Here is a 25,770-nt window from a genome sequence, read left to right as displayed (position 1 = left end):
TTAAAACTTAAGTTGAACACCCGCAATGATGGTCCGTGGTGCGGGCACCGTTCCCCAGTCAATGCCCACTGCCAGATCTGAGGAAATGCCCAAGCCTTGGGTATCGTTGGCATTGGCCTGTATTTCGGGGTCTAATCCGGGGTAATTGGTGAGCGTCAGGGCATTCTGAACGGTGCAGTAAACGCGCATCGTGCTGATCTGCTCATTGTTGATCAGCTGGGCAAAATCATAGCCCAGAGAAATATTCCGTATCCGCAGGTAGGAGCCATCTTCCAAAAAGCGGGTGGAAGGGCGGCGGTTGCCATTGCGGTCATCAACGCTTACGCGCGGGATGTCGGTATCGGTATTGGTGGGGGTCCACCGATCAAGAATATCGCGGTACGAGTTGAAACCTCGCAATTGGGTTTCGTAAGCAAAATTGCCGTAAAGGAAATAGACATCGTTGCCTTGGACTCCTTGTACCAGCATCGAGAAATCGAATCCGCCCCAATTGAGCCCCAGGTTTAAGCCGTAGGTGAAGTCGGGGAATGGATTGCCTACGTGCTTACGATCTTTGTCATCAATAATATTATCTCCGTTGAGATCCGCAAACTTGACGTCGCCGGGACGGGTAAACTGGCTCTGAAAAGGACTAGCCGCAATCTCCTCCTCCGACTGAAACAAGCCCACCATCTCCCAGAGATAGAAGGAACCTACCGGATGGCCAGGTTCCGTCCGCGTCAGCGATCCATCCGACAAGCCAAAGCCTCCTAAAATGGGCTCACTGTCGGCAATCGAGATAACTTCGTTACGCAGGGTCGTGAAATTTGCGCCGATGGAATAGCCCACTTTGCCAATCCTGTTTTTGTAAATCAAGCCCAGCTCAAGTCCTTCGTTCTGAACACTGGCGGCATTGACAAAAGGAGGACGTGTGGCACCACCCGTTTGGGGAATAGGAACCCGCACGAGGATGTCTTCGGTCGTTTTACGAAACACATCGGCCGTAATGGACAGACGATCACCACCAAAAGCAACATCCATTCCGAAATTGGTCTGGGTGCTGGTTTCCCAGCGAATATTACTATTACCAATTTCCACGATATTGGCCCCCGTGGCAACGTTGTTATTGTTACCAAAAACGTAGACCCGATCACCCACACTCACCAGGGAGCTGAAGGGGTAAACCCCAATTTCCTGGTTACCCAAGCGTCCCCAGCTGGCACGTAATTTCAGACTGGAAACAAAGTCCTGGTTGGCGAACCAGGGTTCGTTCGAAATATTCCAGGCTGCCGAAACGGAAGGGAAAGTCCCCCAGCGATTGTTTTTCCCAAAACGGGAAGAGCCATCCCGGCGAATGGCCGTACTGACCACGTAGCGCCGTTTGTAGGAATAGGTAAACTGACCAAAATAGGACAACAAAGCCCACTCCGTCGCAATGCCGGACGCTCCGACGTTGCTGATCTCTTCCGGTATGCTGGCATCGATATAACGGAAGAGCGGATCGTTGCGCCGGAAATTGTTGGCCGATGCTCCCAGGTAATCCGTATGATTCTGGATCGCCTCCATGCCGAGGAGGGTAGAGATTCGATGATCGCCAAAATCACGCTGGAAGTTTAGCGAGTTGTTCCACACCAGGGTTTGCGCGAAGACCCGGCCTTCGTTTAAAGACGTAGGGTCGTAAATCGCTGGTGACAAACGTTCCTTGAACAGCTTGCTGCGCTCAAAGAGCAGGTCGCCACCCAGCGTCGTTCTCAATTGCAGTCCATCAAGCAGGGTAAGTTCTGCGAATACTGAACCAAACATCCGGTAGCGGTTGATGGTCCAATCGGTATTTTGGTTGAATGCCAGCGGGTTGGCATTGCCGTCGCCAAAAAGCGTCGGATCTGATAATTCCGTAGAAGTCTTGACCAAGGTACCATCGGGATGGTAGACCGGAAATAGCGGGGAAGCAATCAGGGTATAGCGAATGCCGCTGGGTTCGTTGCCCGGGCCAAAGCCATCCCCGGAAGAATTGATCACCTGGCGTTCTGTAGCGGAAAAGGAGAGATTGCTACCGATGCGAAAACGGTCATTGCCAATGTCTCCATTGATCCGGAGCTGGTACTTATCAAAGCCCTGTCCCTGGTAGATACCGTCTTGGGTGAGGTATTCACCGGAGATAAAAAAGCGACTTTGTTCTCCACCGCCCATCGCCGAGAGGGAGTAACGCTGCATTGGTGCCGGTGCAAAAACGAGGCCCAGCCAATCGGTATCAGCTAAAGTATCTAAGATCGCCATATCATAAGTGGGCAGAATATTGGCAGGGTTACGGAGTTCATTGGCATTGGTGATCCCCTCATTGCGGATGGTCAGGAATTCTTCTGCGTTCAATAGTTCTGGTAACCTGACGGGTTGCTGTATCCCCGTGTAGGCCTCAAAGTTGAAGACGGTCTGCCCCGGTTGCCCTCTTTTAGTGGTGATCAGCACGACGCCATTAGCGGCCCGCGAACCATAAATAGCGGCGGCAGCTCCATCTTTGAGTACTTCAATAGAGGCAATATCACTGGGCGAAAACATGTTGATATTGCTGGTGGTCGGCACACCATCTACTACGTACAGCGGATTATTGTTACCCAATGATCCCGCTCCGCGAATCCGAACCGCAATATCATCACCAGGCGCACCAGTGACCTGGGTCACGACAATACCCGGCGCCTGGCCTTGCAATGCCTGATCAATGCCCACGACGACCAGTCGTTCAATATCTTTGGATTTTATGGAGCTGATGGCCGAGGAAACATCGCTGCGTATTTCTTTTCGGTAGCCCGTTACGACCACTTCCTCCAGCAGCTTGGTATTTTCGCCAAGCACTATTGCTATTTCCGAACGACCAGCCACAGGTACTTCCTGATTGTCATACCCCAAATAACTAATCACCAAGGTAGCATCGGCAGCTTTTACCTCCAACGAAAAGCGGCCATCTAGGTCCGTCGTCACTCCATTGGTGGTTCCTTTTTCGACAACATTGGCTCCAATCATTGGTTCCTGACCAGTACCTTCAACCACGCTTCCTTTCACCACAAACGACTGCGCCTGCAGGGTAGTCATCCCCAGTAAAAACCACAGGGACAACACCCAACAAATGGACGGCAGACGGGTACTCCTACAGTGTCCTTTGGCTCCTAATTTTACGCTCATAGAATAATCCTTTATGATTAACATTCCTAAAGGTCAATATTTACAGGAAGCCAAAATGATACTATTACGCAAAAAAACAGTACTTTTAAGAATTCATGATAACAATACTTTATTCTGTATTAAAACAATACTTAAAACCATCGTAGGAAAATGACCGTCAACAAGAACTTAAGTTTTTAAATATGGACATCTATCGGGAAATAACCCCCTTGAAAAACCAGGATGTATTAGTGGTCCTCGATTCTACCAATAATGGCTTCGATTACCCCATTCACAATCACCCGGAGTATGAGTTGAACCTGGTGATGGGCATGTCTGGCACACGTATCGTAGGCGATTCCACCGAACGGTACCAGGACTTCGATCTGGTACTTTTAGGACCTTATCTCTACCATAAGTGGGATGGCGATCAACTGCTCCAGGAAAAGGGGCCTCCCTACCGCGTCATTACCATCCAGTTTGCGATGGATTTGTTTGGCAGTCACCTCTTTCAGAAAGATCGTTTTTTACCTATTCGCAACTTGTTGACGGATTCCCGGCGGGGCATCAAATTTCACGGGCAGTGCCTGCAGGAGGCGATGCGCCTGATGATTGGATTAACGGAAGATCAGGGCTTCACCAATATCATCAATTTTTTACAGCTTTTAGACCTGCTTTCCCACGCCAAAGAGGCTACCTTACTGGCGAGCGAAGGCTTCTCTCCCCAAGCCTTGCGCAACAGTACCAATCGGATTCAATTGGCCTACAGCTACATCTTGAAACATTTCACGAATCCTTCCCTGCGGCTGGAGGAAGTATCGACTAAGTTAAACATGAGTCCCTCGGCTTTCAGTCACTTTTTCCGCAAATTTGCCTTCCGTAGTTTTTCCCAATTCCTGATTGACCTACGCATCGGGCACGCTTGTAAACTCTTGCTCGACACCGACGACACGGTCAGTCAGATCAGTGCAAAATCGGGCTTCAACAACTTAGCTAATTTCAATCGCCTCTTCAAAAAATACCGCGACTGTACCCCCATCGTCTACCGCAAACGCTACCTAGAAAAAAGCGCCTTCGATTGGACCAAGCAGTCGACACCCTGGCAGTTTATGCCCAAAGATTCCCGCAATTTGGCCCACGTCAATCCTACGGAGTATGCGACTAGATTGAAGCATTATTAGGACTTGATGATGAGCCATGCCTTCTCCCGCCCCGACTTTTCTTGCCGGGACGGGATCGGCACCGGGCTATCCGCTGCTGCTGCTTCGTGCAGGGTGTAAAACCCTGCCTACGGAGCAGTGCAGGGTATAAAACCCTGCCCTACGGAGCAGCTCCTATCCCTCCTCTCACGATGAATTGGGATGCGTGTGCTCCGTACGGCGACCGGCGCGCTGACTTTAACTTATTCTCACCTCTTCGAATAAGCCAATTCCATCAATGAATTGGGCTTGATGAAGAGGGTTTCCCGATCAGCATCGATAATAAGATTGAACCGCTTTAACAGATCGCCTCCCATCACACTCATTTGCTGTCGGCCAATGGTTCCTTCAAAGAAGCCGACGGGGAGGTCTTCAAAAACAACGTCGCCAATAGCGAACTTTGGCAACTTTCCTTTTTTTATTTTCAGCACATTGCCGTAGGAGTCTTTCAGTTCCTTCTCTTCCAGTATCTCTATTTGTGCTCCAATCTTGCTTTCTGCAGTAAATTTATCATCGTACAAAATGGCCCCGCCGTAGCCGGAATGGATAAGATATTTATTGGGGTAATCCTCGTCGCTGATCGTGGTTACTCCCTGCACAAACATAAATTCGTCCTCATAAGTGACGAGGACTTTGGTAAATCCTTCCACCTTTCCAGGAAGTGTGTCGTGAAGTACAATCACACCTTGATCAAAATCAATTTCTATTACCTTTCCGGCAAACAGGTTTGGCCCAAATTTACCATCGGTTCCTGGCCCGGATTCTTGTGTTTCCCAGATAGCGAGACTGTCCCAGTTTGAATTCCCTATTGCTAAGGAATTACTCGCACTGTACCTTGCCGAGGTGCTTCCGCCCCAGCTCCTGACATCCTCCTCCGTATCCCACTGGATACTTGCCAGCTTTTCCGTGGCCGCGCTAGTCAAGGTGACGGAGCTCGCCGCCGTATGAAACATCAGATGAACAGTGTCCTTTTCATTCAACACTGCTTTAATCGACAGATTATTATGGCTCGTCAATTCGAATGGGATGGTGTCTAATCCAGGGTTCTCCTGCGCCGTCAATACTTGACTCAACAATAGGAAGGTTAGTGCTAGGTATAAATGATATTTGTTCATGGGTTTGCTTTTAACCTCGTTTTATGGGTTTCTCCCTCTCTTTCCCCATTACTACAAAAAAGATGCTCTGGTAATTCTTTAGGTTTATACTTACTATCGTGTCTCTAGTATCTACGACCAACGCTATTCCGAAAAAATTCACTTCGATTCAATAAAATAGTCAACACCGTAGCAGTTTATAACTAAGGATACCTGCAACCTTGCATAAGGTAATACCATAAAGGGTACTATCGATTAAAAATTATCAGGGATTTTGATTTAAACCTCAAGAAAAATTTGTCTACAAGCTAAATACTCCCAACTCTTAACAAAAAATACGCGATACTACTATCCATCGATCCGGCCTTCATTTATTATACCCGTTACTAAGTGGTTTAGGTATAAGTATTCAAAAGAATCACAGGACTTCGTTTATTTTTCCATGTACTGATTCTCCTGCCTTCCATTTCCTAAGCTCCTCATCAATTCTTTCCAATGAAATCAGACCCTCAATTTTTAATTCTGTTTTACATCCTAATTTCGTTGAAATATTGTCAACTATTTCAGTTAGCTGCACGATAATGTAATCTCGTAAAATAATTTTTGATTTCCGAAATTGTAGGCGTCTATAGATTTGATAGTATCTTGAAAACAAATCGCTTCTACTTTCTCTGTGGTGCCAGTTAAATACTTTACTTTTCCTCCAAAGCTCAAGTTCGAATAATCTCTGATGCTCTTTCAAAACATAGCCAACTTGCTCCACCAAAGGATTTTTAAAATAATTCATCATAGGGTTTTGATCTTCTATTTTTTTAAAATCTTCAAGGTATTTCAAATACCCTTCTCTCCCTCCTAATGATTTTGGAAACTCAATTACAAAACATTTTTCAGCCGGTACAACTATAGGTTCAGATATACCGAGTTGTTCTACAGCATCTCTATGCATTACTTGAATAATTTTATCTCCTACAATTTTAACTTCTTCCCCATGAACTATTTCAAGTTTATAATCAATTCTTCCATCAATATCTTTTCGAGTAACGAGTTCAAAAACAAGACGACCACTATAAACTAAATACTGAGCAACTAACTGAAGAGTTGTCAAAACTATATCATTTAAATTCTTCTTATAGGTATAGTCATTAGACGGGAATAATTCATGAATAATTTCGTTAAATTTAACATTTTCTGGCTCTAATTCACAATGGATAAATTCATAATCAGAACCATGCACCGGGACCATATCTTGATAAAAATCTTGTATAAACATCGATAAATCAGCTCCCCTATCATCATAAGTATTTGTGTAGTAGGGAATAGAAATCCTATCCGTTTCAGAACTCATCATAAGCTTTCGGGTTTTATTTTTCAACATTTAAACACAATTGCGTAAAAAAACGTCTTCTTAATATTTTTGTTGCATCTCTTGCTTCTATGAAAGTAAAAAGATAAATCTCTATAAAAAGTTCTGCAACGTTATAATTATTTGAGTAAAAGGAATCTTTAATGAAAGGTTTGACAAACAAATCCTCTATGTCTTGCGGGCCTACTACCATTTTTTGTACAACATGATTTAGAGTCATTCCCCTTTGGTGTTTTTCATTAAAATTAACACCTGTACCAAATAAATTTCTTTGATAATATTCATAGTAAGTAGCAAAGAGTTCAATATTCTCTTTTGTAGGTAAAAAATTCTCATCCCAAGCATTTTTCACAATGGTCCAAAAGTGAGTATTCTCATAAAGAACAGAGTATATATATCCATAACCACTTATTTCCATTAAGTCGAGTAAAGTTTGATATGAGACATTTTGAGGTTTGTCAAAATGTTCAAATGTCTTATTTATAGTTCCGAAAGCATTTATAGATGCTTTTAAGAAAGAAGGAAAGGACTTCTGGAATCCAGGCAAATCCTTATTTGCAAAACAACTATTTAAACGAGTTGACAAAAGGGAATATGAGTGGGCAAAAACATCAGGAAACTGGTTATTCCATTTTACTACAGAAAGTTTTTCGATATTATTTGTTATGATTCCATAACATTTACTTTCATACACAAAAAGCAATTTAATAATTTTTTCGTAATTTGGTTTTATCCACTTAAACTCACCTTTAAATACCTCAACCTTGTCAAGGTCATCTAAAGACGATTCAATTTCACGAATCCTGTAATTAAGCTTATGGATAATCTCCAAACCAACTTGTGCTGTAAAAGTTGAAAGAAGAGAATTATTTTCTTCATCAAAATGCACAGCTAATGAAAGAATACATGAATCAAATAAAGCTATTGAGGAATTAATCTTCTCTGTAATTATGCTCAAATACTCTGCAACAAGAGACTGCTTAAAATACCAATCTGGTGTAATTTGTTTTCCTTCTACATCTTTTTCGTTTTGAATAAACCTACTATACCCGTCCCTAAGTGGTTTGGGCGTATACAGAAGTCCCACCTACTGAACGAAAATTCAACGTTAGTAGCCTGCGTAACTCTGACTTGTGTGACTTAGTGTCATTGAGAAAATCAATTATTCCGTCTTTGAATTTTGAATACGTATCGTAGTAAATAGAGCTGATGGCTTTTTTACGCATAAACTTCCAAAGCCGCTCTATTAGATTCAAATTAGGAGAATAAGGGGGTAGAAATACAAATTCTATGCGCTGATCAGCGGCCCAGTCCTGAAGCATTTTATTGCGATTATAGCGGGCATTATCGCAGATCAGATATATTTTCTTCTTTGGATGTTTCTTCAATAATTGCCGGCACAGCCGTTGGGTAGACTGTGCATTGATAGAATCAGTGATGTCATAAACCAAGTGCTCAGGCTTAAGTGCATTGATCGCACCGTTGATATTTACCCGTTTACGACCGCTATTACAGTCCACCTCAAAGTCTCGGCCCTTGCGTATCCAAGCTCTCCCCGTTTTGGTATTATGGGTGGGATGACAGCCATCAGCGTAGTATACTACTGCTTCTCCTTGTACGGCTTGTTCCAAAAGTTCGGGCAGTACGTCATCTAGAAAATCCAGCTGATCTTGTTCGTTAGCTTTGCTGGCTACTGCCTTGGTCTGCTTGTATACAAAGCCAATGCGATGCAGGAGCTGAGTCATACCAGATACCGAATAAATAACGCCAAAGGTTACTTGAACATACTCGCAAATGGAAGCGGCTTCTTCGTACAAGTTCTCTTCCAAGTGAGCTGTCAAGAGCAAAATCTCTTCCTCGCTCAATTTTCCTGAATAGGGCGTAAACCCATCCAAGAGGTAAGCCGTAAATCCCTTTTCATAAAAGGCTTTCGCGTAACGTCTGATGGTATTATCATCCAAACCCAGCGCAGCCTCAATGACCTTGATCTTATGTCCCTGATGCAACATAATCAAGACCGTAACCTTGCGGAATTGACGCGGGGGCAAATTCGGATGCTTCTGAATTTGACGTAATTGATCGTACTCGGATTGACTTAGCTTGATTTTCACGCCAAAAAATACGATTTTTTCCCAAACTACTTAGTGACGGGTATATATCTATTAATTGATTCATAAAGATCAGGTATAAAGTCGGTTAAATAAATCGTATTTTCCTTACCCCATTTTATTTTTCCATATTCTTCATTTACCTTATTCGAGTCGAATTTTCTTGCTACTTCTAAAATACCAACTTGAAACTTTAGACATGAATAACAATAAGTCTGAATACAACCTAATTCATCTTTCCAATCCTCATAATTTGATACATCAACATTTTTTTCTTTTTTCTCACTTATCAGAATTAGGCTTGAAAAAAGCCTATTTAAGAGATTTTCTCCTGTTCGCAGATCAGTTTTAGCGGCTAATGAATCAAAAAGAGGATAAGCCAATAATATTGATTCACCCAAAACATTTATATGACCACTTTCAACAACCGACTCCAAGCCTCGTGAAAGATTAGTTACGATTCGTTCTTCAAACCAAAATTGATTTTGCTTTACCTTCGGTTTAATAAAAGTATTTGTACTTTTTGAAATTTTCCTTGAAGACATATCGCTCTCAAAAAAAGATTGATGATGGTATATATTAGGATACCAAAGACTATCAATAGGGATTCTTGATTTTAATCGAACATAGTATTGAAGAACCAATATCGAGGTTTCAAAAATTGCTTTAAAAGATGTCTCTTTTAAAGCGCTGTCTTTGAGACACAAACTTGTTATCAACGATAAGTTTTCTGTTTGTTCAAATGCTTGCTTATAATTAAAATTCTGAAAATTTATTTCATCCCAATTTTCTCCATTTGTTGTTACACTATCAATAGTGTCAACAAGCTTGTCGAGCACAATTTTTGACAATGTACTTGGTTCAAAAAAACTATAAACTCCTAAACCTATTTTAAGAATCCCAAAAAGGATAGTAAATGCATAAAAAGTCAAAATAGAAAGAACCAAATTCCCAGGGAGAAAATGAAAGCTTAGTAGTAATAAAACAGCAATTGAACTTGCTGTCAAATATGTTAACCGTCTTAAATAAGCCTGCGTTTCTTTTTCATACAACAAAAGATTCCTGATACTCGCATGGACCTTTGCGTATGCTGTACTAGCTATTGTTGCAAGAATTGGGTAAAATAAAGCGAGAATTACTCCTGTTATACTTGCAATAACAGAAATTAGTTCAACTATCGCATCACGGTCATCCGGATAGGTTGGTTTTGGCAAAACTTCTTGTATTCCAATTAACCAATCAGGAAATGAATCAAAATTTGCTTGCCAATAACTAGTTGTATAATATTCAACAGCAAAAAGAAAAACAACAGCTCCAATAGCTTTAACTATATTCCACAGAGTAGATCTTATGTGATATAAAGTTGACTTCACCTTATATTTTTCGTCAGAAAAGACTTTTTTTGCTCTAAATTTCTGCCGTTTTACTCTAAATTTAATCCACTGGAATTTATTTCTTAAAATCCAATATTTTTTATTCGAATACATTCTAAGTGGTAGTCTCAATTTTGAATTATTTATACTTTTAAATAATTTTTTCTGTTAACATCTAACTTTAAACTACTTCCATTCTTCACAGTCCTTCCCCTAACAAATTTTCCATCATGGTTAATACCTCCTCAACAGAACAAAAAACACATTTTCTTAGTTCCCCACCCCCTACCGCAACAACAAAACATCTCCACCCAAGGTCCTACGTTCCCCATTCACAAGGCGGAAACGAATACTGTAGGCATACACCCCTGGATCAAGCGGCTGGCCGCGGAAGGTACCGTCCCAGCCGTGGCGTTCGCTGTTGATGGGCCAGTCGGTGGCTTGAAAGACCATGTTGCCCCAGCGGTCGAAGATCAAGAGTTCTTCGATGCGTTCCACTTGCAGGGTGTTGCCGAAGAGGAACCACTGGTCGTTGTGTTCATCACCATTGGGAGAAAAGGCATTGGGGAGGAAAACATCCACGCGGTCTTCGACGATGAGCTCGGCTTGGAGTTGTTGGCTACAGCCAAAAATATCTTTCAGGTAGAGTTCTACCGTACCCGACTGGCGGGCAGTAATTTCAGGGTCAAGGCAATCGACACAAGATAACTGCACAGCAGGTTGCCAGTCAATGCTGGCAAGCAGGTTTTCGGGAACGTAAAGCTCCCACGCTATGGGTGCAGTAATGCCTAATGGTAGTTTTATCGGATTGTCCAAGCTGGCCATACCGCCAGCGTAAAGTGCAGGCATGATCCACTCGGTTTGGAGTTCACAGCCGTTGGCGTCCTGGATGGTCAGGGGGTAGGCTTCACCTGGCCATAGTCCATCTAACCAGGTGGTCTCGTTTTGCCAGCTACCACCGTCGAGTTGGTAATCATAGGGAGGGGTTCCTCCCGAAGCATTAGCATATAGCGTGCCCGTGAAGAGTTGTTCACAATCGACTTGAGGAGCGACCAAGGGCGGCGGGGCAGTAACATCCCAACTAAACAGGCGACTACATCCGCGAGCATCTGTCACCTCCAATTCATAGGTACTTGCTGCCAAGTTGGTCAGTTGCTCGGCAGCTTGTTCATCATGCAGCCAATGGAAGTCGAAAGGGGGTGACCCGGCGGTCATTTCCAACTGGATGGCACCGTCATTGCCATTGGCGCAGTTGACCGGGAAGACCGTTGCTGCTGCATCCAGGTTCCAAACTTCTACCTGTCCAGTACCCGTAGCAGTTCCGGTGCAAGCTGCGTCTTGAATACCGATAAGTTGATAGGTTCCAGGCAAAGTGAGGGGTAAGGCACTGTTAGTATCTTCCAATACTTGCCAAAACGCTTCACCAGCGTGCAGGTAACCTATACTATAAGGAGGCACTCCTTCCAACTGCAAAGGCAACCAGGCGGTATCACCAATGCAAATTTGTGCAGCGCCACTAAGGAAGGCACTGGGTGGCGTGGTCAAAAATACGCTGGCTGTACTACTCACCTCTTGCTGGCAAGCATCAGTAACACTTACGGTGTGGGTCGCGCCGTCGACACCAGGCACCTGCTGACTGGCGGTATTTCCTCCTCCCTGCCACTGAAATGAGTAGGGAGTTACGCCACCACTTGGGAGGGCAACCATCGTAGTTGCTTCCCCCGGACAGGTATAGACGTCGGAAAGATTCAGCGACAACTCAGGCGCAGGCACAATGACCAGATCGGCCGAGTCGGCATAGCAAGCGCAAGGAATATTCAAAACCAGACGAATCAATTCTTCGTCTTCCATTTCCATGTCCGGCAGGGTATTTACCGGCAGATCAACGTAGAGGTCTCCTTCCGGGATAGTGATGGTGCCCGAAAAAGGTGTGTAATCAAGACCAGGGGTAGCCGTTGAAGCCGCGCTAATTTGGTAATCTACTATTAGTGGTCGATCAATTGGGCTGTCAGTATTACGGCTGAATCGGAAGGCCGCATCTTCACAGCCTTCAAAAACTTGCCCAGGCCCAGCCGTCTCACCGATTGCCGTCACGGCAATTTCACCACCAAGGTTAAAACTGCCCGCTTCCAGAAAAACGGCAGAATCGAAAAAAGCATCCGCAACATCTCCTACGACCAAGCGAATATGATAGGTTTGACATGGCTGAAGCCTTAATTCGGCCGTAAGGACCGTCGTAAAGCCATCGTACTGAATTTGTGACAAATGAGGTGTGGAGATATTGGAGAGCCCGCATTCAGACTGGTCTTCTGGACGTTCATTATGAATATAAAAGCCAGCATTCTGATTGAAATTAACGGAATTGATTGCGACAAAGTCATCAGTTCCTGGAATCAAGGCTACATTTTCCGCATCAGCGGTAAACTCACCCTCCATACCAGGGCCACTGATGAAGAAACCAAAAACATCATTGTAGTTACTACCCACAAATTCACAGTACTCCTCCGAAGCAAAAACGTAACGAAACCTTACGATAGAATCAAGGGGGACAAAATCGAACTCAATCCCAACGGCATCCCTAACTTGGCCCGTTGACAGCCTCGACAGGTCTTCATCGTCACCATTTCCTGGCAAATCACCACTTTTATCGGTTTCATTATTCGGGCCAGCCGCATTGTGCGTAGGGCCCGTAGAGAGGATAATTCCACGATCAAGGCCAATGATATCCATGCCATTTTCAAAATACCCCAAGCCATTCTCATGACCAATGGGCGTAATCAAATCAATGTTATCGCAAGCACCACTGGCAAAAATATCTTTAACGAGCGTTTGGGCCGTAAAGTCGTTATGAGTGACGATCCCCTGCTGTGCCTGCACTGCTGTACAGGCCAAAATCAAAGCCAAAACCATCGACCACCATAAAGCAAACTTTTCCATGAATAGTTACTACCTGTCTCCTCGACCAGGAGAAGACGATTTGTGTATATGTAAGACAAAAAAGGGGAACCTAAGTCACTCGTGACTCAAAACGATTGATAGTTGCTTCTATTACAGAGGACTTAAAGATATGAGTAATTCTCAAACAACAATAGTAGGAGGCCTGGATTTAACGAAAATCCGCTCATAAAGTCCCCCAGCAAGTGATTGCTCATCATTTAGGGCGGATAGGGAGAGCAGCCTTTGCGGCTAGGGGTACCCTCCTTCGACCCTAATCCAAAGGAACACATTTTGATGGTGCCAGTAGCAAGCATCGCACTGATTACTAAGATGGGATCATACGCAAAACGGAATTTTACTAAACACTCCGACGCAGGGCATGGCCTATGACAAAATAAAGCCCTTCATTGGTATTATTCCTTGAAAACATGCAACATATATGACCACAAACAAGTATACGTAAAAGGAAATTAAGACTTTCTTAGGGGAATAGCTTGCCCTTCCACCGAAAGAACCGACCTTTGCAAAAATCATGAGAGAAATATTTCTCATATATCCATATTCTTAATATTTTGTCGTCCTAATCAGTTCCCACTTGGGAAAAAATCTGAAATCAGAAGGTATATGAAGATCCTGAAAACATTTTTTACACTCTTTTTACTACTGTCAAGCCTGAGCGCTTACAGTCAGGTGTTTTCCAGCTGTGTGCAAGGCACTATCCGAGTGGATGGTAACGCAACGCTGGAGCTTTGCCAAGGTGATGGCCTAGACGACACAATCCGTTTTAGGTCGAGTCCGCAGGCTACTCCTTATGCTTATATTGTCGTGAATGAAGACGATATTATCGTCTACGCCAGTACGAGCAGTTTTATCAATTTTGAAGATTTACCCGATGGTAACCTACGGGTCTTTTCTGTATCCTATATCGGCCAGTTTCTTGGTCAAGTAGGTGACAACTACCTGGAAGCAACACTGGGGAGTTTTTGTTACCGCCTGAGTGGCAACTTCATCAGCATTTCCAATCTTACACCTATGGGGGGTAACGTAATGACTGCTGCTGGAGAAACGGCTATCACGCTCTGTATCAATGATGGCGTGACCAATGTGGTCGATTTCACTTCTACCAGTGAATTTACGCCTTATGTTTACGTTATCACTGATGACAACAACAACATCCTGGGCACATCTCCTGATGGTACCGTCGACTTTTCCGATGCGGGTATTGGCGTGTGCCGTGTTTGGGGATTAGCTTACGTAGGCGACTATCTCGGGCAGGTAGGTGACGACTTGCTTACGACCAACCTCGCTAGTGCCTGTTATGAACTCTCGATGAACTATGTAGAGGTAACTCGCCTCTTTCCCGATGCCGGGACTTTAACTTACGCTGATGGCTCGGAAACCTTTGTTTCTTGTAGTGTGCTCGAACCTACAGGCACCGTTAGTTTAGTGAGCACCCACGATCCGGCTACTGATTTTGCCTTTGTGATCGTCAACAGCACTACCGGTTTGGTACAAAGTGTAACCACAGCTACCGAGATTGACCTGGCCCTGATTCCAGTTGGTGCCTACCGCATTTTTGGTGTTGCCTACACAGGCACCCTTACTCCTGCTCCCGGTGCTGCATTCAACCCCGACCAACTCAGCAGCGAATGTGCTGACCTTTCTGATAACAACCTCAGCTTTATCAAGCGCGTCCAGAACGCTGATGATGTTTTACTGGAAGATGGCTCTAGCGAAGTGACCATCTGTGTAGGTGACGGTATTGATGACTTCCTTACTTTCACCTCTACTTATACCGGTGCCGACAACTTCACGTATATTATCACCAACGAGGGCAACTTCGTATTGGGTGTTTCCGCTGATCCAACGATTAATTTCGAAGGTGCTGGTGCTGGAATTTGCCGCGTTTGGGGCTTAGCTTATAGTGGCAACTTACTGGTAGAAGAAGGTATTAACATTGGCGCCCCTACCCTGCTGTCCGATGAATGCTTTGACCTTTCCGATGGTTTCGTACTGGTAAATCGCAATGGACCAATCGGCGGAGATATCGCTTATGCCGATGGTACCGACAGCTTCCTTAGCTGTTCTACCCTCGAACCTACTGGAACGGTGGAGTTTGTTGTAGACGGTAATGACCCCAATGCTTCCTATGCTTTCCTTTTGGTGAACAATAGTGACAATACTGTTGCCGCTATCGTAACTTCTGGCAGCATTGATCTCACAGCTTTTGCTGCCGGGGCATATACGGTTTATGGTGTTTCTTATATTGACGGTATTGCGCTAACGGTAGGTGATGTTTTTGATCCAGCTGCCGTCGGTGCAAGTTGTTTCGATTTGTCGGAGAACACCCTTAGCCTTACCAAGCGGGTACTTAACGCTGATGATGTTATTCTGGCAGATGGTAGCACAGAAACCACCATTTGTGTAGGCGACGGTAACCCCGACGTCTTGACTTTTGCAAGCACCTATGCTGGTGATGACAATTTCGTCTATGTGATTACGAACGAAGGCAACTTTGTTCTGGGTACCTCCGCTGACGGCATTGTAGATTTTGACACGGCAGAGCCCGGCATTTGCCGCGTTTGGGGCGTTGCGTACAGTGGCAACCTTACCATCAATGTAGGCGATAACCTGGGTGGTGGACAAGCACTCTCCGACGAATGTTTCGACCTATCTGATGGGTTTGTGGTTATCAACCGCAATGGCCCTGATGGTGGTATCGTAAGCCTGGAAGATGGTTCTACCTCTTATGTAGAATGTATGGCAGGTAGTGGCAATACCCTTACCTTCGTTGCTACGGATGCCGATCCAAACCTGGCTTATGTTTATATAGTTGTAGATGTTGAAACAGATTTGATTGCCGCCATTGTTGAAGGCAACGATCTTGACTTAAATCAACTGCCACTTGGCACCTACGAAGTTTACGGGCTTTCATATCTGGACAACCTCAGTGTTGCAGTAGGCGATACTTTCACTGGCGCAACGCTGGCGGATGTGTGTTTTGATCTAAGTGACAACAGTGTCTCCGTTATCAATCGCTCGGTGAGTGTTAGTGAGATCACTTTCGAAGATGGCAGTACGGTCGCAGCTATCTGTCCAAACGATGGCGTTGTTGATATTTTGAACTTTGTTACTGATTACAGTGGTGACGACAACCTTGCCTTCCTGGTAACTGACACAGACAATACGGTGTTGGAAATCCTGGCAGGGCCCAGCACTAATTTTGAGGATTACACTGGTGATTTTGTCCGTGTTTGGGCGGTGGCCTTCAGTGGCAACTTCTTGCTGCAAAGCGGAGTAACCATCGAAGCCGGCACGCAAATTTCTGACGATTGCTTTGATCTAAGTGACAACTTCCTTCTGGTTGACCTTCGCGGTCCTGATGGCGGAGAATTGCGCCTTGCGGATGGTGAAACAACCGCCTTCGTGTGTGTTTCTGATGGCATCGCCGATGTGCTGGATGTACAGACCACCGCACCTGAAGGCACCAACTATGTTTACGTCATCACGGATGAAAATAACATCATCCTGAATACCAGTACCAGTCCACAGATCGACTTTGAAAATGCGCCTGCAGGAATCTGTCGCATTTGGGGCTTGGCTTACCTTGGCAACCTTACTGCCGCTATTGGTGACAACGCTGCTACGACGGATCTAGCTAGTGATTGCTTTGATCTATCCGACAACTTCATTACCGTCATCCGCACTTTTGTCGATGGAGGTACGGTAAGCCTGGAAGATGGAACAACCAACACTTTTGCCTGTGGCAACGATGGTGAAGCGGACTTCTTCATCTTCCAAAATACCTCTACAGCTACAGACGAGTCTTACGCTTACATCGTAACCGACAACCAAAACAACATCCTGGCAGTACTTGCTGGCAATAGTGTTGACCTCGACCAGGCAGCACCTGGCGAATGTCGCGTCTGGGGCCTTTCCTACTCTGGTGAAATTATTGCTGAAGTGGGTCAAAATGCCGCAGAAGTAGCGTTGACAGACGCTTGTTTTGAACTTTCCAGCAACTTTGTTACAGTTATCCGTGATCAAGTTGACGGAGGAATGGTCAGCCTGGCTGATGGTAATACCACCATCAACATTTGTCCTAATGACGATGTAGCAGATATTCTGTCTTTCGTAAACACGGGCATCTCTACCGCCAATTACACCTATGTCATCACGGATGTCAACAACAACATCCTGAACAACATTGGTAGTGCACCATTTGACTTCAATGAAATCAGTGTTCCTGCGGAAATTCGCGTATGGGGTGTTGCCTTCAGTGGTCAGTTGATGTTGACGGGAGGTAACATTGAGACGACCGAATTAAGTAACCGCTGCTACGATGCTTCTGACAACTACGTCACGATCATCCGCGAAACACCTCAAGGAGGTACCATCAGCACTACGGAAGGAGCGACCAGCCTCTACCTTTGTACCGATGATGGCATCAGTGATTTGTATGCTTTTGCGGCAAGCGGCGCTAGCAATACCGACTACGCATTCCTGATTACTGATGAAAACAATAATATTCTCGATATTCTGACGAACACCAACGAAGCCGACTTCGAAGGTGCTCCCAATGGTACATGTCGGGTGTGGGGAGTTGCTTACACGGGTACCTTACTTGCTGAAGTAGGTGACAATGCTGCTACGATAGCGCTTTCTAATGACTGCTATGATCTTACCGACAACTTCGTAACGGTCGTTCGAGGAGAGCTTAATGCCGGCACCATTTCTACCACCATTGGTACAGGCGATCGCTACACCTGTCCAGGAGATGGTGTAGCTGACGTTCTTACCTTTAGCAACCAGGGTACGGGTTCAGGAAACTTCACCTATGTACTCACCAATGCTGACAATATCATTATTGATATCATCATAGGAGGTAATACTTACGATTTCGAATTCCTTCCTGAAGGAGAATACCGCATGTGGGGCTTTGTTTTCACGGGAGATCTATTGGCTGAAATTGGTTTAGATGCAGGCAACGCGGATTTGTCGACTGCTTGTTTCGATCTTTCGGACAACTATATCACTATCTACAATATCACTCCAGCTGCTGGCCTGATTTTCGTTGAAGGTGGCGCGGAAGAAGTGACCTTGTGTATCGGTGATGGTATTCCAGATCCTTTCACCGTAAGTGTTTTTGGTGCCAGTGCGGCAGCTTACACTTACTTGGTGGTAGACGAAGACAGCATCCTGGTTGGTAACCTCAATGATCCAACCTTTAACTTCGAGAATGCTGCTCCTGGTGACTGGCGTATCTACGGACTTTCGTACACGGGGTCATTAAGCGTTTTACCAGGTGCCAATATTTTTGAAGACCAATTGGCAAGCGGTTGTTACGACCTAACCAACAACTTTGTTTTCGTAGACAAAACCTACGTCGATGGCGGAGAGATTTATACAGACCTTGGTGCCAGCGTAGTTTACGTTTGCCCTGATGGGGTGGCAGATTTCACCAACTTTGTCAATAGTGGAAGCTCTACAGAAGCGACCTACTCCTACGTACTGACGACCCAAGGCAATATTGTACTTCAGGTACTCAGTGGAAACACCATTGACTTTGAGCAAGCTGCTGGCCTTGATGCCCTACGGATGTGGGGAATTTCTTACACCGGCGACCTCAACCTGAGCATTGGTAATGTCATTACCGCAGTAGAAATCAGCAATGGTTGCTACGATCTTTCTAATAACTTCGTAGACATCTTTATCGACACCCCTGATGGCGGAATCATCAGCTTTGAGGGAGGTGCCGACAGTCTTCGTCTTTGCCACAGTAACTTCATGCCAGGACCACTGGTATTGACTACCAGCACCGCTAACGTAGGCTATGCTTACCTGGTGACGGATGATCAGAACATCGTACTTCAAGTAAGTGAACCTACAGACGGTATTGTTAACCTCGACAACTTCGAGCCTGGTTTCTACCGTATTTGGGCCGTTTCTTATACTGGCACCCTCTTGGTAGAGCCCGGAGATGATGCAGCAGCAGTGCAGCTGGCAAGTAGCTGTTTCGAGCTTTCTGAGAACTTCCTTACCGTGGAACGTACTGAAAGCCTGGATGCAGGCAATGTGAGTACCATGAGTGGAGAAGAGATCATCTACATTTGTCCTCAAGACGGGATGGCTGATATTGTGATCCTCGACAACGACACTGATGATCCCAACTACCGTTACATCATTACGGACGATGAAAACAACATCCTATTTGGAGATATCGAAAGCAACATCATTGATTTTGATCCTTCAGCACCAGGTATCTGCCGGGTTTACGGTGTTGTTTATACCGGTGAATTTGATCCTACTTTCATGGCGGATATCACCACTTCGGCACTGTCCAGTGACTGTTGGGCGATTTCCAACAACTACATTACCCTGGTCCGCCAGACGCCTGATGGTGGAACCGTTAGCACTGACGAAGGAAGTATAGATGTAGAATTGATCGTAAATGATGGACAAGCTGATGTCGTCACATTTATCAATACCGGCATCGAACTTACGACTTATGCTTATGTAATCACCGATGAGAACAACGACATCCTTGGCTTGTCAACAACTGGCGTAATTGATTTTGAAGGTGTTCCTGCGGGCATTTGCCGAGTATGGGGACTTTCTTACACTGGAAACATTACCGTAGGTGTAGGCGATAGCGCAGAAGGAATCCTGACGGATGATTGTTACGATTTATCGGACAATTTCGTTACCGTTACCCGGATTGAATTGGAGAACCTGGTTCCTGGTGGCAACACCAATGCTAGCCTTCCTAATACCGACCGGGTAGTGATCAACCTCTATCCTAACCCTGCCAGCGATCAGATCAACGTACAGGTCACTGTACCTTCTTCGTTGCTGACCGAGCAGCAGGTAGTAAGCTGTTTCGACATCAATGGAATGTTGCTCTTCCAACAAGCACTTAGCCCTGTTGCTGGCACCAACCAGAGTAGTCTCAATATCAGCCAATTACAGGCAGGCATGTACCTCTTGCGTTGGTATGATGGTGAACAAGTAATTGTAACTCGTTTTATTAAAGAATAAGGATTTGCTGTAAATCAATACAGCAGGCTTCCTATCCCGCATTTTACCCTGGTGGTAGAATGCGGGATTTTTTATTTAGTGGTGCTGTATTCTGCGTAACTCCCACTCAAACAAAACCCTATCTATCAATTAGTTAAGTAAAAAAACACGCCCAAAGCCATCGTAATTTTGGCTAAATGAAGGCCCTACAAAGCTGTATAGAGCAAAGAATAATGTCCATTTTTGAACTTTGATTGGGTAATTGGCTGAGGCTGCCCACTAATAATTTAACAACTTAGAAAAATCCGCATATCATGGCAAAATTGAATTTTGGTGGCACCGAAGAGAATGTAGCTACCCGGGAAGAATTCTCATTAGAAAAAGCGCAAACCGTTTTAAAGGAAGAGACCATCGCGATTATTGGCTATGGTGTACAAGGCCCTGGCCAAGCACTCAACCTGAGAGACAATGGTTTCCATGTCATTGTAGGACAACGCCAGCCTTCAAAATCGTGGGATAAAGCCATCGCTGACGGCTTTGTACCCGGAGAAACCCTGTTTTCTATTGAAGAAGCTGCCGAAAAAGGAACAGTGATCCAGTATCTACTCTCTGATGCTGCTCAGATTGCGATGTGGCCAACCATCAAGAAGCACCTTACCCCTGGTAAAGCTTTGTATTTTTCTCACGGTTTTGGTATTACTTACCTCGACCGTACGGGCATTGTTCCACCTGCTGATGTCGATGTTATCCTCGTAGCTCCCAAAGGGAGTGGTACCAGCTTGCGCCGTATGTTTGTCGAAGGCCGCGGACTCAATTCTTCTTACGCGATCCACCAGGATGCTACGGGCCGTGCCAAAGAAAGGGTGATCGCTTTGGGTATCGGTATTGGTTCTGGGTATTTATTCGAAACGACCTTCAAAAAAGAAGTATACAGCGACCTTACTGGCGAGCGCGGAACCCTTATGGGTGCTATTCAGGGAATCTTTGAGGCCCAATATTCCGTATTACGCGAACGGGGACACTCTCCAAGTGAGGCCTTCAATGAAACGGTAGAAGAACTTACACAAAGTCTTATGCCATTGGTTGCTGAAAACGGTATGGACTGGATGTACGCCAATTGTTCAACCACCGCACAGCGTGGTGCCCTTGACTGGAAAAACAAATTCCGTGATGCTGTACTCCCCGTCTTTAATGACCTGTACGACAGCGTTGCTTCTGGTAAGGAAGCCCAACGCTCAATTGACTCAAACAGCCAGCCAGACTACCGGGTAAAACTTGAGGCGGAGCTTTCAGAATTGCATAACAGTGAGATGTGGCAAGCGGGCCGTACGGTAAGAAGCCTACGTCCGGAAAATCAACCTGCGGCCAAAGAACAGGAAGTTGGTTAACCTGAAGTTTGCTATTAGGCGAAAGTCGTAGAGGGATGCGGGGCGATTGCCCCCCTTGAGGTAGAAGGTAGAGGGATTTTACCTTCGTTGATCGTCCCGCGATCCTCGAAGTTGATTATCCAAGAGGGAAATTAATGAAAATTGGTCCTTCCATCTCTATATCCTCTACTCCAAGGGCGTAAAGCAGCCCGCATCTCACTACGGACTTTACCAAAGTTCAGTTCTGTTTTTTACACGTATTCGAAATCACCGACAATGGCTAAGCCCATTACTTCCAACACTTCACTGCTTAGCGTAGAGCAAATTTACCAGGCCAAAGTACGCCTGAAAGGCATTGCTGACATTACGCCCATGTTACCGAATTACCGCTTTTCGGAGCTGTACGAATGCAATCTTTTGTTAAAAAGAGAAGATTTGCAAGTTGTTCGTTCCTACAAAATTCGGGGAGCCTTCAACAACATGGCCACCATGACGGAGGAACAACTCAAAAACGGAGTGGTGTGTGCAAGTGCGGGTAATCACGCCCAAGGAGTAGCCTTTGCCTGTCAGAAGATGCAAGTTCACGGCAAGATATTCATGCCGATCGTGACCCCTAAACAAAAGGTAAAAAAGGTAAAGCTCTTTGGTAAAAGTTTCGTCGAAGTCGTCCTTACCGGTGACACCTATGACGATGCTTATGCGGAAGCAATGCTCTGTGCTAAAGTAGAAGGTCGCGGCTTTGTGCATCCTTTTGATGACCCCGGCACCATTGCCGGACAGGGAACCGTGGGGGTAGAAATACTCGATAGTGCCAACGGGCCCATCGACTACATTTTTGTACCTGTAGGTGGTGGTGGCTTATCCGCAGGAATAGGCAGTTATGTAAAACAAATCAGCCCTAGCACAAAGATAATCGGCGTAGAACCAGCCGGTGCTCCCGCCATGTACGAAAGCCTGAAAGCAGGCAAAGTCGTCAACCTGGAACAAATTGACAGCTTCGTAGATGGAGCGGCCGTACGCCAGGTAGGAGACCTTACGTTCAAAATAGCCCAACAAGTACTCGATGATATACTCCTGGTAGATGAAGGAAAAATCTGTAGTTTAATTTTGCAACTGTACAATGAAGAAGGCCTGGTGGTAGAACCAGCGGGTGCCCTTACTTTAGCCGGCCTGGAGCAGTATGCGGATAAAATTAAAGGCAAAAACGTAGTGTGCGTGATCAGTGGTGGTAACAATGACATTACCAGAACCGAAGAGATCAAAGAACGGGCCTTGCTCTACGAAGGGCTCAAGCACTATTTCGTCATCAGGTTCCCCCAACGCGCCGGAGCACTGAAGGATTTTCTCACCAAAGTATTAGGTCCCGATGACGATATCACCCATTTTGAATACACAAAAAAACACAATCGTGGTACTGGCCCAGCACTGGTTGGCCTTCAGGTTAAAGAAAGAGGCGACTACGAACAGCTGGTGCAGCGGATGGATAAACATCAAATCGATTACCAACCCCTCAATGATAGTAAAATGCTTTTTGAGTTATTGATTTGAGTAGCTAAAATATTCCGTATTGCAACCTTTAAAAAGTAGTGAAGTCTTTAGGAGCAGCAAGAAAACAGATAGGATTCTTTTATTTCACACACTAAAAACATACCTAGATGAAATACCTTCTAATGCTTCCCATTTTCGCCTTATGCTTTTTTTCCAATGTCCAAGCCCAAAAATGGTGGAACAATGGTATTGATGGAAAAGGGCCCGTTGTAGAAAAAGAATTACAACTCAGCAATTTTTCTGGCGTAAGCCTAAATATCAGTGCTGATGTCTACCTCAAGCAAGGCAATACCCAATCGGTAAGGGTCTCTGCCCAGCAAAACATCATCGATCTACTGGAAACAAACGTCGAAGGTAATATCTGGAAAATCAAGACCGAAGAAAACATTGATGATCACGCGCCGATAAAAATCTATATCACTGTTCCTCGGATGACTTATGTAAAGCTTTCAGGATCTGGCGACATCTACACGGAGAACACTTTTACGGGTAATGACGTTGTGGAAGTAGGTATTTCTGGTTCCGGTGATCTACGCTTTAAAACGACCGCCCGCAGCATTCAAGCTGCCATTAGTGGCTCTGGTGATATCGAGCTCGACGGCAGCACCGAAGATCTCAGTATTTCTATCTCTGGCTCCGGTGATATTGATGCTAAAGAACTCATGAGCGGCAACTGCGAGGTAAGAATTTCTGGCTCCGGCGGTGCTAAAGTGCATGCTACCAAAAACCTTAATGTACGGGTCTCTGGTTCCGGTGATGTTTATTACAAAGGTAGCCCCAATGTACAATCAAGAATTTCTGGCTCTGGGGATTTACAATCCATGAGCGGTAGATAAGTGTATTTATGACTTTTACTTACGACGGCTCTTTTGAAGGTTTACTCAGTGTCATTTTCGAGACTTACCGCTTAAAAACGGTCGCTACAGCAATTGTTCCCACTGAAGAGTGGCAAGGTAGCTTGTTTGAAACACCGCTTGCTGTAGCGACCAACGAAGCCTGGGCCGATCGGGTAAAGAAAGGCATCCTCAAAAAAGGAGGAAAAAAAAGCCTTCGGTTACTGGAGCATTGCTTTCTTTCCGAATTTCCTGAAGTGGGAAAATTGATTTATGATTTTGTCCAAAAAATAATGGACAGCCCTAAAGACATCAGCGATAATTATGGGGATGACACGGTTTTAAAGCTCCACCAAATCAAAAAGAAAATTGGCCGGGAGGTACACCGGATGCACGCATTTGTACGCTTCCAGCGAACGCAGGATGATATTTACTATGCCGTCATCGAGCCCGACTTCAACGTCCTCCCCCTTCTTCCCGACCATTTTGAAAAAAGATACCCTGCCCAGCAGTGGCTGATCTACGATAGCCGTCGCCGTTATGGAATTTATTACGACCAGCAACAAACCGAATTTGTCAGTTTTGCCAATGATCACGCCTTACAATACCGGCAATTGCCCGCAGATATGATGGCAGAGCAGGAAGTAGCATACCAGGTACTATGGAAGAGTTACTTTGATAGCGTAAATATCAAGGAACGAAAAAACCCCAAGCTGCACTTGCAACATGTACCCCGTCGCTATTGGAAGTATTTGTCGGAAAAACGGGAACAATTTTAATGCTAAGGATTACATTCCCTCCCCTCCCCCATCTCATTAAACCGCCGCCAGAGATTGTTCGCTGATCGAGTTAGCGATATAATCCCACAAACCTATTCGATGAGCCAAAGCGGCCTCAGCGGTTTGGGCCACTTCTTCCCATTTTTGTTGATCCTCCCCACAGAGTGCAGCGATCATCCTTAGCGCTAAAGGGCCATGCTCATCGCCGTCGAGTTCGATATGGCGCTTGAGGTAATAGCTTAATTTGGTGTATTGATCACGACCAACTTTTTGTGCTTCATCTTTGATGATGGCAAGGAACATATCGGGAATCACATCTTCCCGACCAAAAGTAAATGCCGCCGCAATCTTGTGTGCTTCTCCACTATTAATGGTTGCAAAAGTAAACTGTACAAATTTGAGAACCGCAGGATCAAGATCAATGCTTTGTGCAGCTGTTTCGATGTCCTTACCCAACTTGATCTGATCTATAAATTGGTGGATGAATTCCGTATTAGCACCAATTTGCTCCATTGCACTTAAGTACATCTCGAAGTGGCTCTGAGGTTCACCCTCTTCGTTGACGTCACTCTCTTCCTCAAGAACGATTTCGTTGATAAATCTAGCTAATTGGGGGTTGGCACTTGGCACCCAAGGCGTAGTGGTGGTGGTCAAAAGCTGTTGTAGTGCCTTTAGCAAGGACATAAAATCCCATACCGCAAAGACATGACTTTCCATAAAGCTACGTATATCCTCCACTCGCTGTAAGTGCTCATAAAGGCGGTGCTCCGTAAGCGCTTTGCGCATGGGTGCCAGGCGTTTTTCAATCCGTGTAGTTTGTTCCATTGTTTCGATTTTTGGTGATGAAACAGCTCACTTTTACGGTGGTTTGGGAAAGTTGTTAATTCTTACAAGCAGTGTAAATATTTTGACATTTCACTGAGAATCTCTTTTCAGAAAGCTACAATTCAGCAACTTTTTGCTAATGATTCTTGGCATTTATTGATGATTATCCACCAATATACAAGCAGAAAAGCC

The 25,770-nt window shown here is 45.0% G+C and carries 14 protein-coding genes; 6 read left to right on the top strand and 8 right to left on the bottom strand.

The window, feature by feature from the left end; all coding sequences use genetic code 11:
- Nucleotides 1-3,156, bottom strand: coding sequence for a SusC/RagA family TonB-linked outer membrane protein (locus AB0L18_RS17775; RefSeq protein ID WP_367388655.1), 3,156 nt, complete (start codon nt 3,154-3,156; stop codon nt 1-3).
- Between the two features lie 182 nt (nt 3,157-3,338).
- On the opposite strand from AB0L18_RS17775, the gene AB0L18_RS17770 reads away from it, so the two are divergent.
- Nucleotides 3,339-4,316 (top strand): AraC family transcriptional regulator, encoded by a 978-nt coding sequence (locus tag AB0L18_RS17770; protein WP_367388654.1) that lies wholly within the window; start codon nt 3,339-3,341, stop codon nt 4,314-4,316.
- A gap of 227 nt (nt 4,317-4,543) precedes the next feature.
- Here the strand turns inward: AB0L18_RS17770 and AB0L18_RS17765 are convergent, their stop codons facing one another.
- The 6 genes from AB0L18_RS17765 to AB0L18_RS17740 form a co-directional block, all read right to left on the bottom strand.
- Nucleotides 4,544-5,449 carry a hypothetical protein gene (locus tag AB0L18_RS17765; protein WP_367388653.1) on the bottom strand — a complete coding sequence of 302 codons (906 nt, stop codon included), beginning with the start codon at nt 5,447-5,449 and terminating at the stop codon, nt 4,544-4,546.
- 397 nt (nt 5,450-5,846) lie between these two features.
- Nucleotides 5,847-6,776: a hypothetical protein gene (locus AB0L18_RS17760; RefSeq protein ID WP_367388652.1), complete on the bottom strand. Its 930-nt coding sequence runs from the start codon at nt 6,774-6,776 to the stop codon at nt 5,847-5,849.
- A 13-nt stretch (nt 6,777-6,789) separates the two neighbouring features.
- On the bottom strand, nt 6,790-7,878 hold the full coding sequence (locus AB0L18_RS17755) for a hypothetical protein (protein WP_367388651.1): 1,089 nt from the start codon (nt 7,876-7,878) through the stop codon (nt 6,790-6,792).
- Nucleotides 7,847-8,902 (bottom strand): IS630 family transposase, encoded by a 1,056-nt coding sequence (locus AB0L18_RS17750; protein WP_367388650.1) that lies wholly within the window; start codon nt 8,900-8,902, stop codon nt 7,847-7,849. The genes AB0L18_RS17755 and AB0L18_RS17750 overlap by 32 nt, the downstream gene beginning before the upstream one ends.
- Before the next feature lie 26 nt (nt 8,903-8,928).
- Complete coding sequence (locus tag AB0L18_RS17745; RefSeq protein WP_367388649.1) at nt 8,929-10,404, bottom strand: hypothetical protein; 1,476 nt, start codon at nt 10,402-10,404, stop codon at nt 8,929-8,931.
- A gap of 153 nt (nt 10,405-10,557) precedes the next feature.
- Complete coding sequence (locus AB0L18_RS17740) at nt 10,558-13,209, bottom strand: choice-of-anchor L domain-containing protein (RefSeq protein WP_367388648.1); 2,652 nt, start codon at nt 13,207-13,209, stop codon at nt 10,558-10,560.
- Between the two features lie 624 nt (nt 13,210-13,833).
- Between AB0L18_RS17740 and AB0L18_RS17735 the strand changes: the two genes are divergently transcribed.
- The 5 genes from AB0L18_RS17735 to AB0L18_RS17715 all read left to right on the top strand — a co-directional run bounded on the left by AB0L18_RS17735 (nt 13,834) and on the right by AB0L18_RS17715 (nt 24,753).
- Nucleotides 13,834-20,247: a T9SS type A sorting domain-containing protein gene (locus tag AB0L18_RS17735; RefSeq protein ID WP_367388647.1), complete on the top strand. Its 6,414-nt coding sequence runs from the start codon at nt 13,834-13,836 to the stop codon at nt 20,245-20,247.
- 293 nt (nt 20,248-20,540) lie between these two features.
- Complete coding sequence (gene ilvC, locus AB0L18_RS17730) at nt 20,541-21,614, top strand: ketol-acid reductoisomerase (RefSeq protein ID WP_367388646.1); 1,074 nt, start codon at nt 20,541-20,543, stop codon at nt 21,612-21,614.
- A 255-nt stretch (nt 21,615-21,869) separates the two neighbouring features.
- Nucleotides 21,870-23,141 carry a threonine ammonia-lyase gene (ilvA, locus tag AB0L18_RS17725; RefSeq protein WP_367388645.1) on the top strand — a complete coding sequence of 424 codons (1,272 nt, stop codon included), beginning with the start codon at nt 21,870-21,872 and terminating at the stop codon, nt 23,139-23,141.
- A gap of 107 nt (nt 23,142-23,248) precedes the next feature.
- Nucleotides 23,249-23,977 carry a head GIN domain-containing protein gene (locus AB0L18_RS17720; RefSeq protein WP_367388644.1) on the top strand — a complete coding sequence of 243 codons (729 nt, stop codon included), beginning with the start codon at nt 23,249-23,251 and terminating at the stop codon, nt 23,975-23,977.
- 8 nt (nt 23,978-23,985) lie between these two features.
- On the top strand, nt 23,986-24,753 hold the full coding sequence (locus tag AB0L18_RS17715) for a TIGR03915 family putative DNA repair protein (protein ID WP_367388643.1): 768 nt from the start codon (nt 23,986-23,988) through the stop codon (nt 24,751-24,753).
- Nucleotides 24,754-24,789: 36 nt separating this feature from the next.
- Here the strand turns inward: AB0L18_RS17715 and AB0L18_RS17710 are convergent, their stop codons facing one another.
- A complete protein-coding gene (locus AB0L18_RS17710; protein ID WP_367388642.1) occupies nt 24,790-25,578 on the bottom strand; it encodes a DUF3050 domain-containing protein in 789 nt (262 codons plus the stop codon).
- Between the last annotated feature and the right edge of the window lie 192 nt (nt 25,579-25,770).

The sequence above is a fragment of the Lewinella sp. LCG006 genome (assembly GCF_040784935.1).
Lineage (GTDB): Bacteria > Bacteroidota > Bacteroidia > Chitinophagales > Saprospiraceae > Lewinella.
The sequence above is the reverse complement of the archived record's forward strand: the minus strand, read 5'-3'. Positions and strand labels throughout refer to the sequence as shown.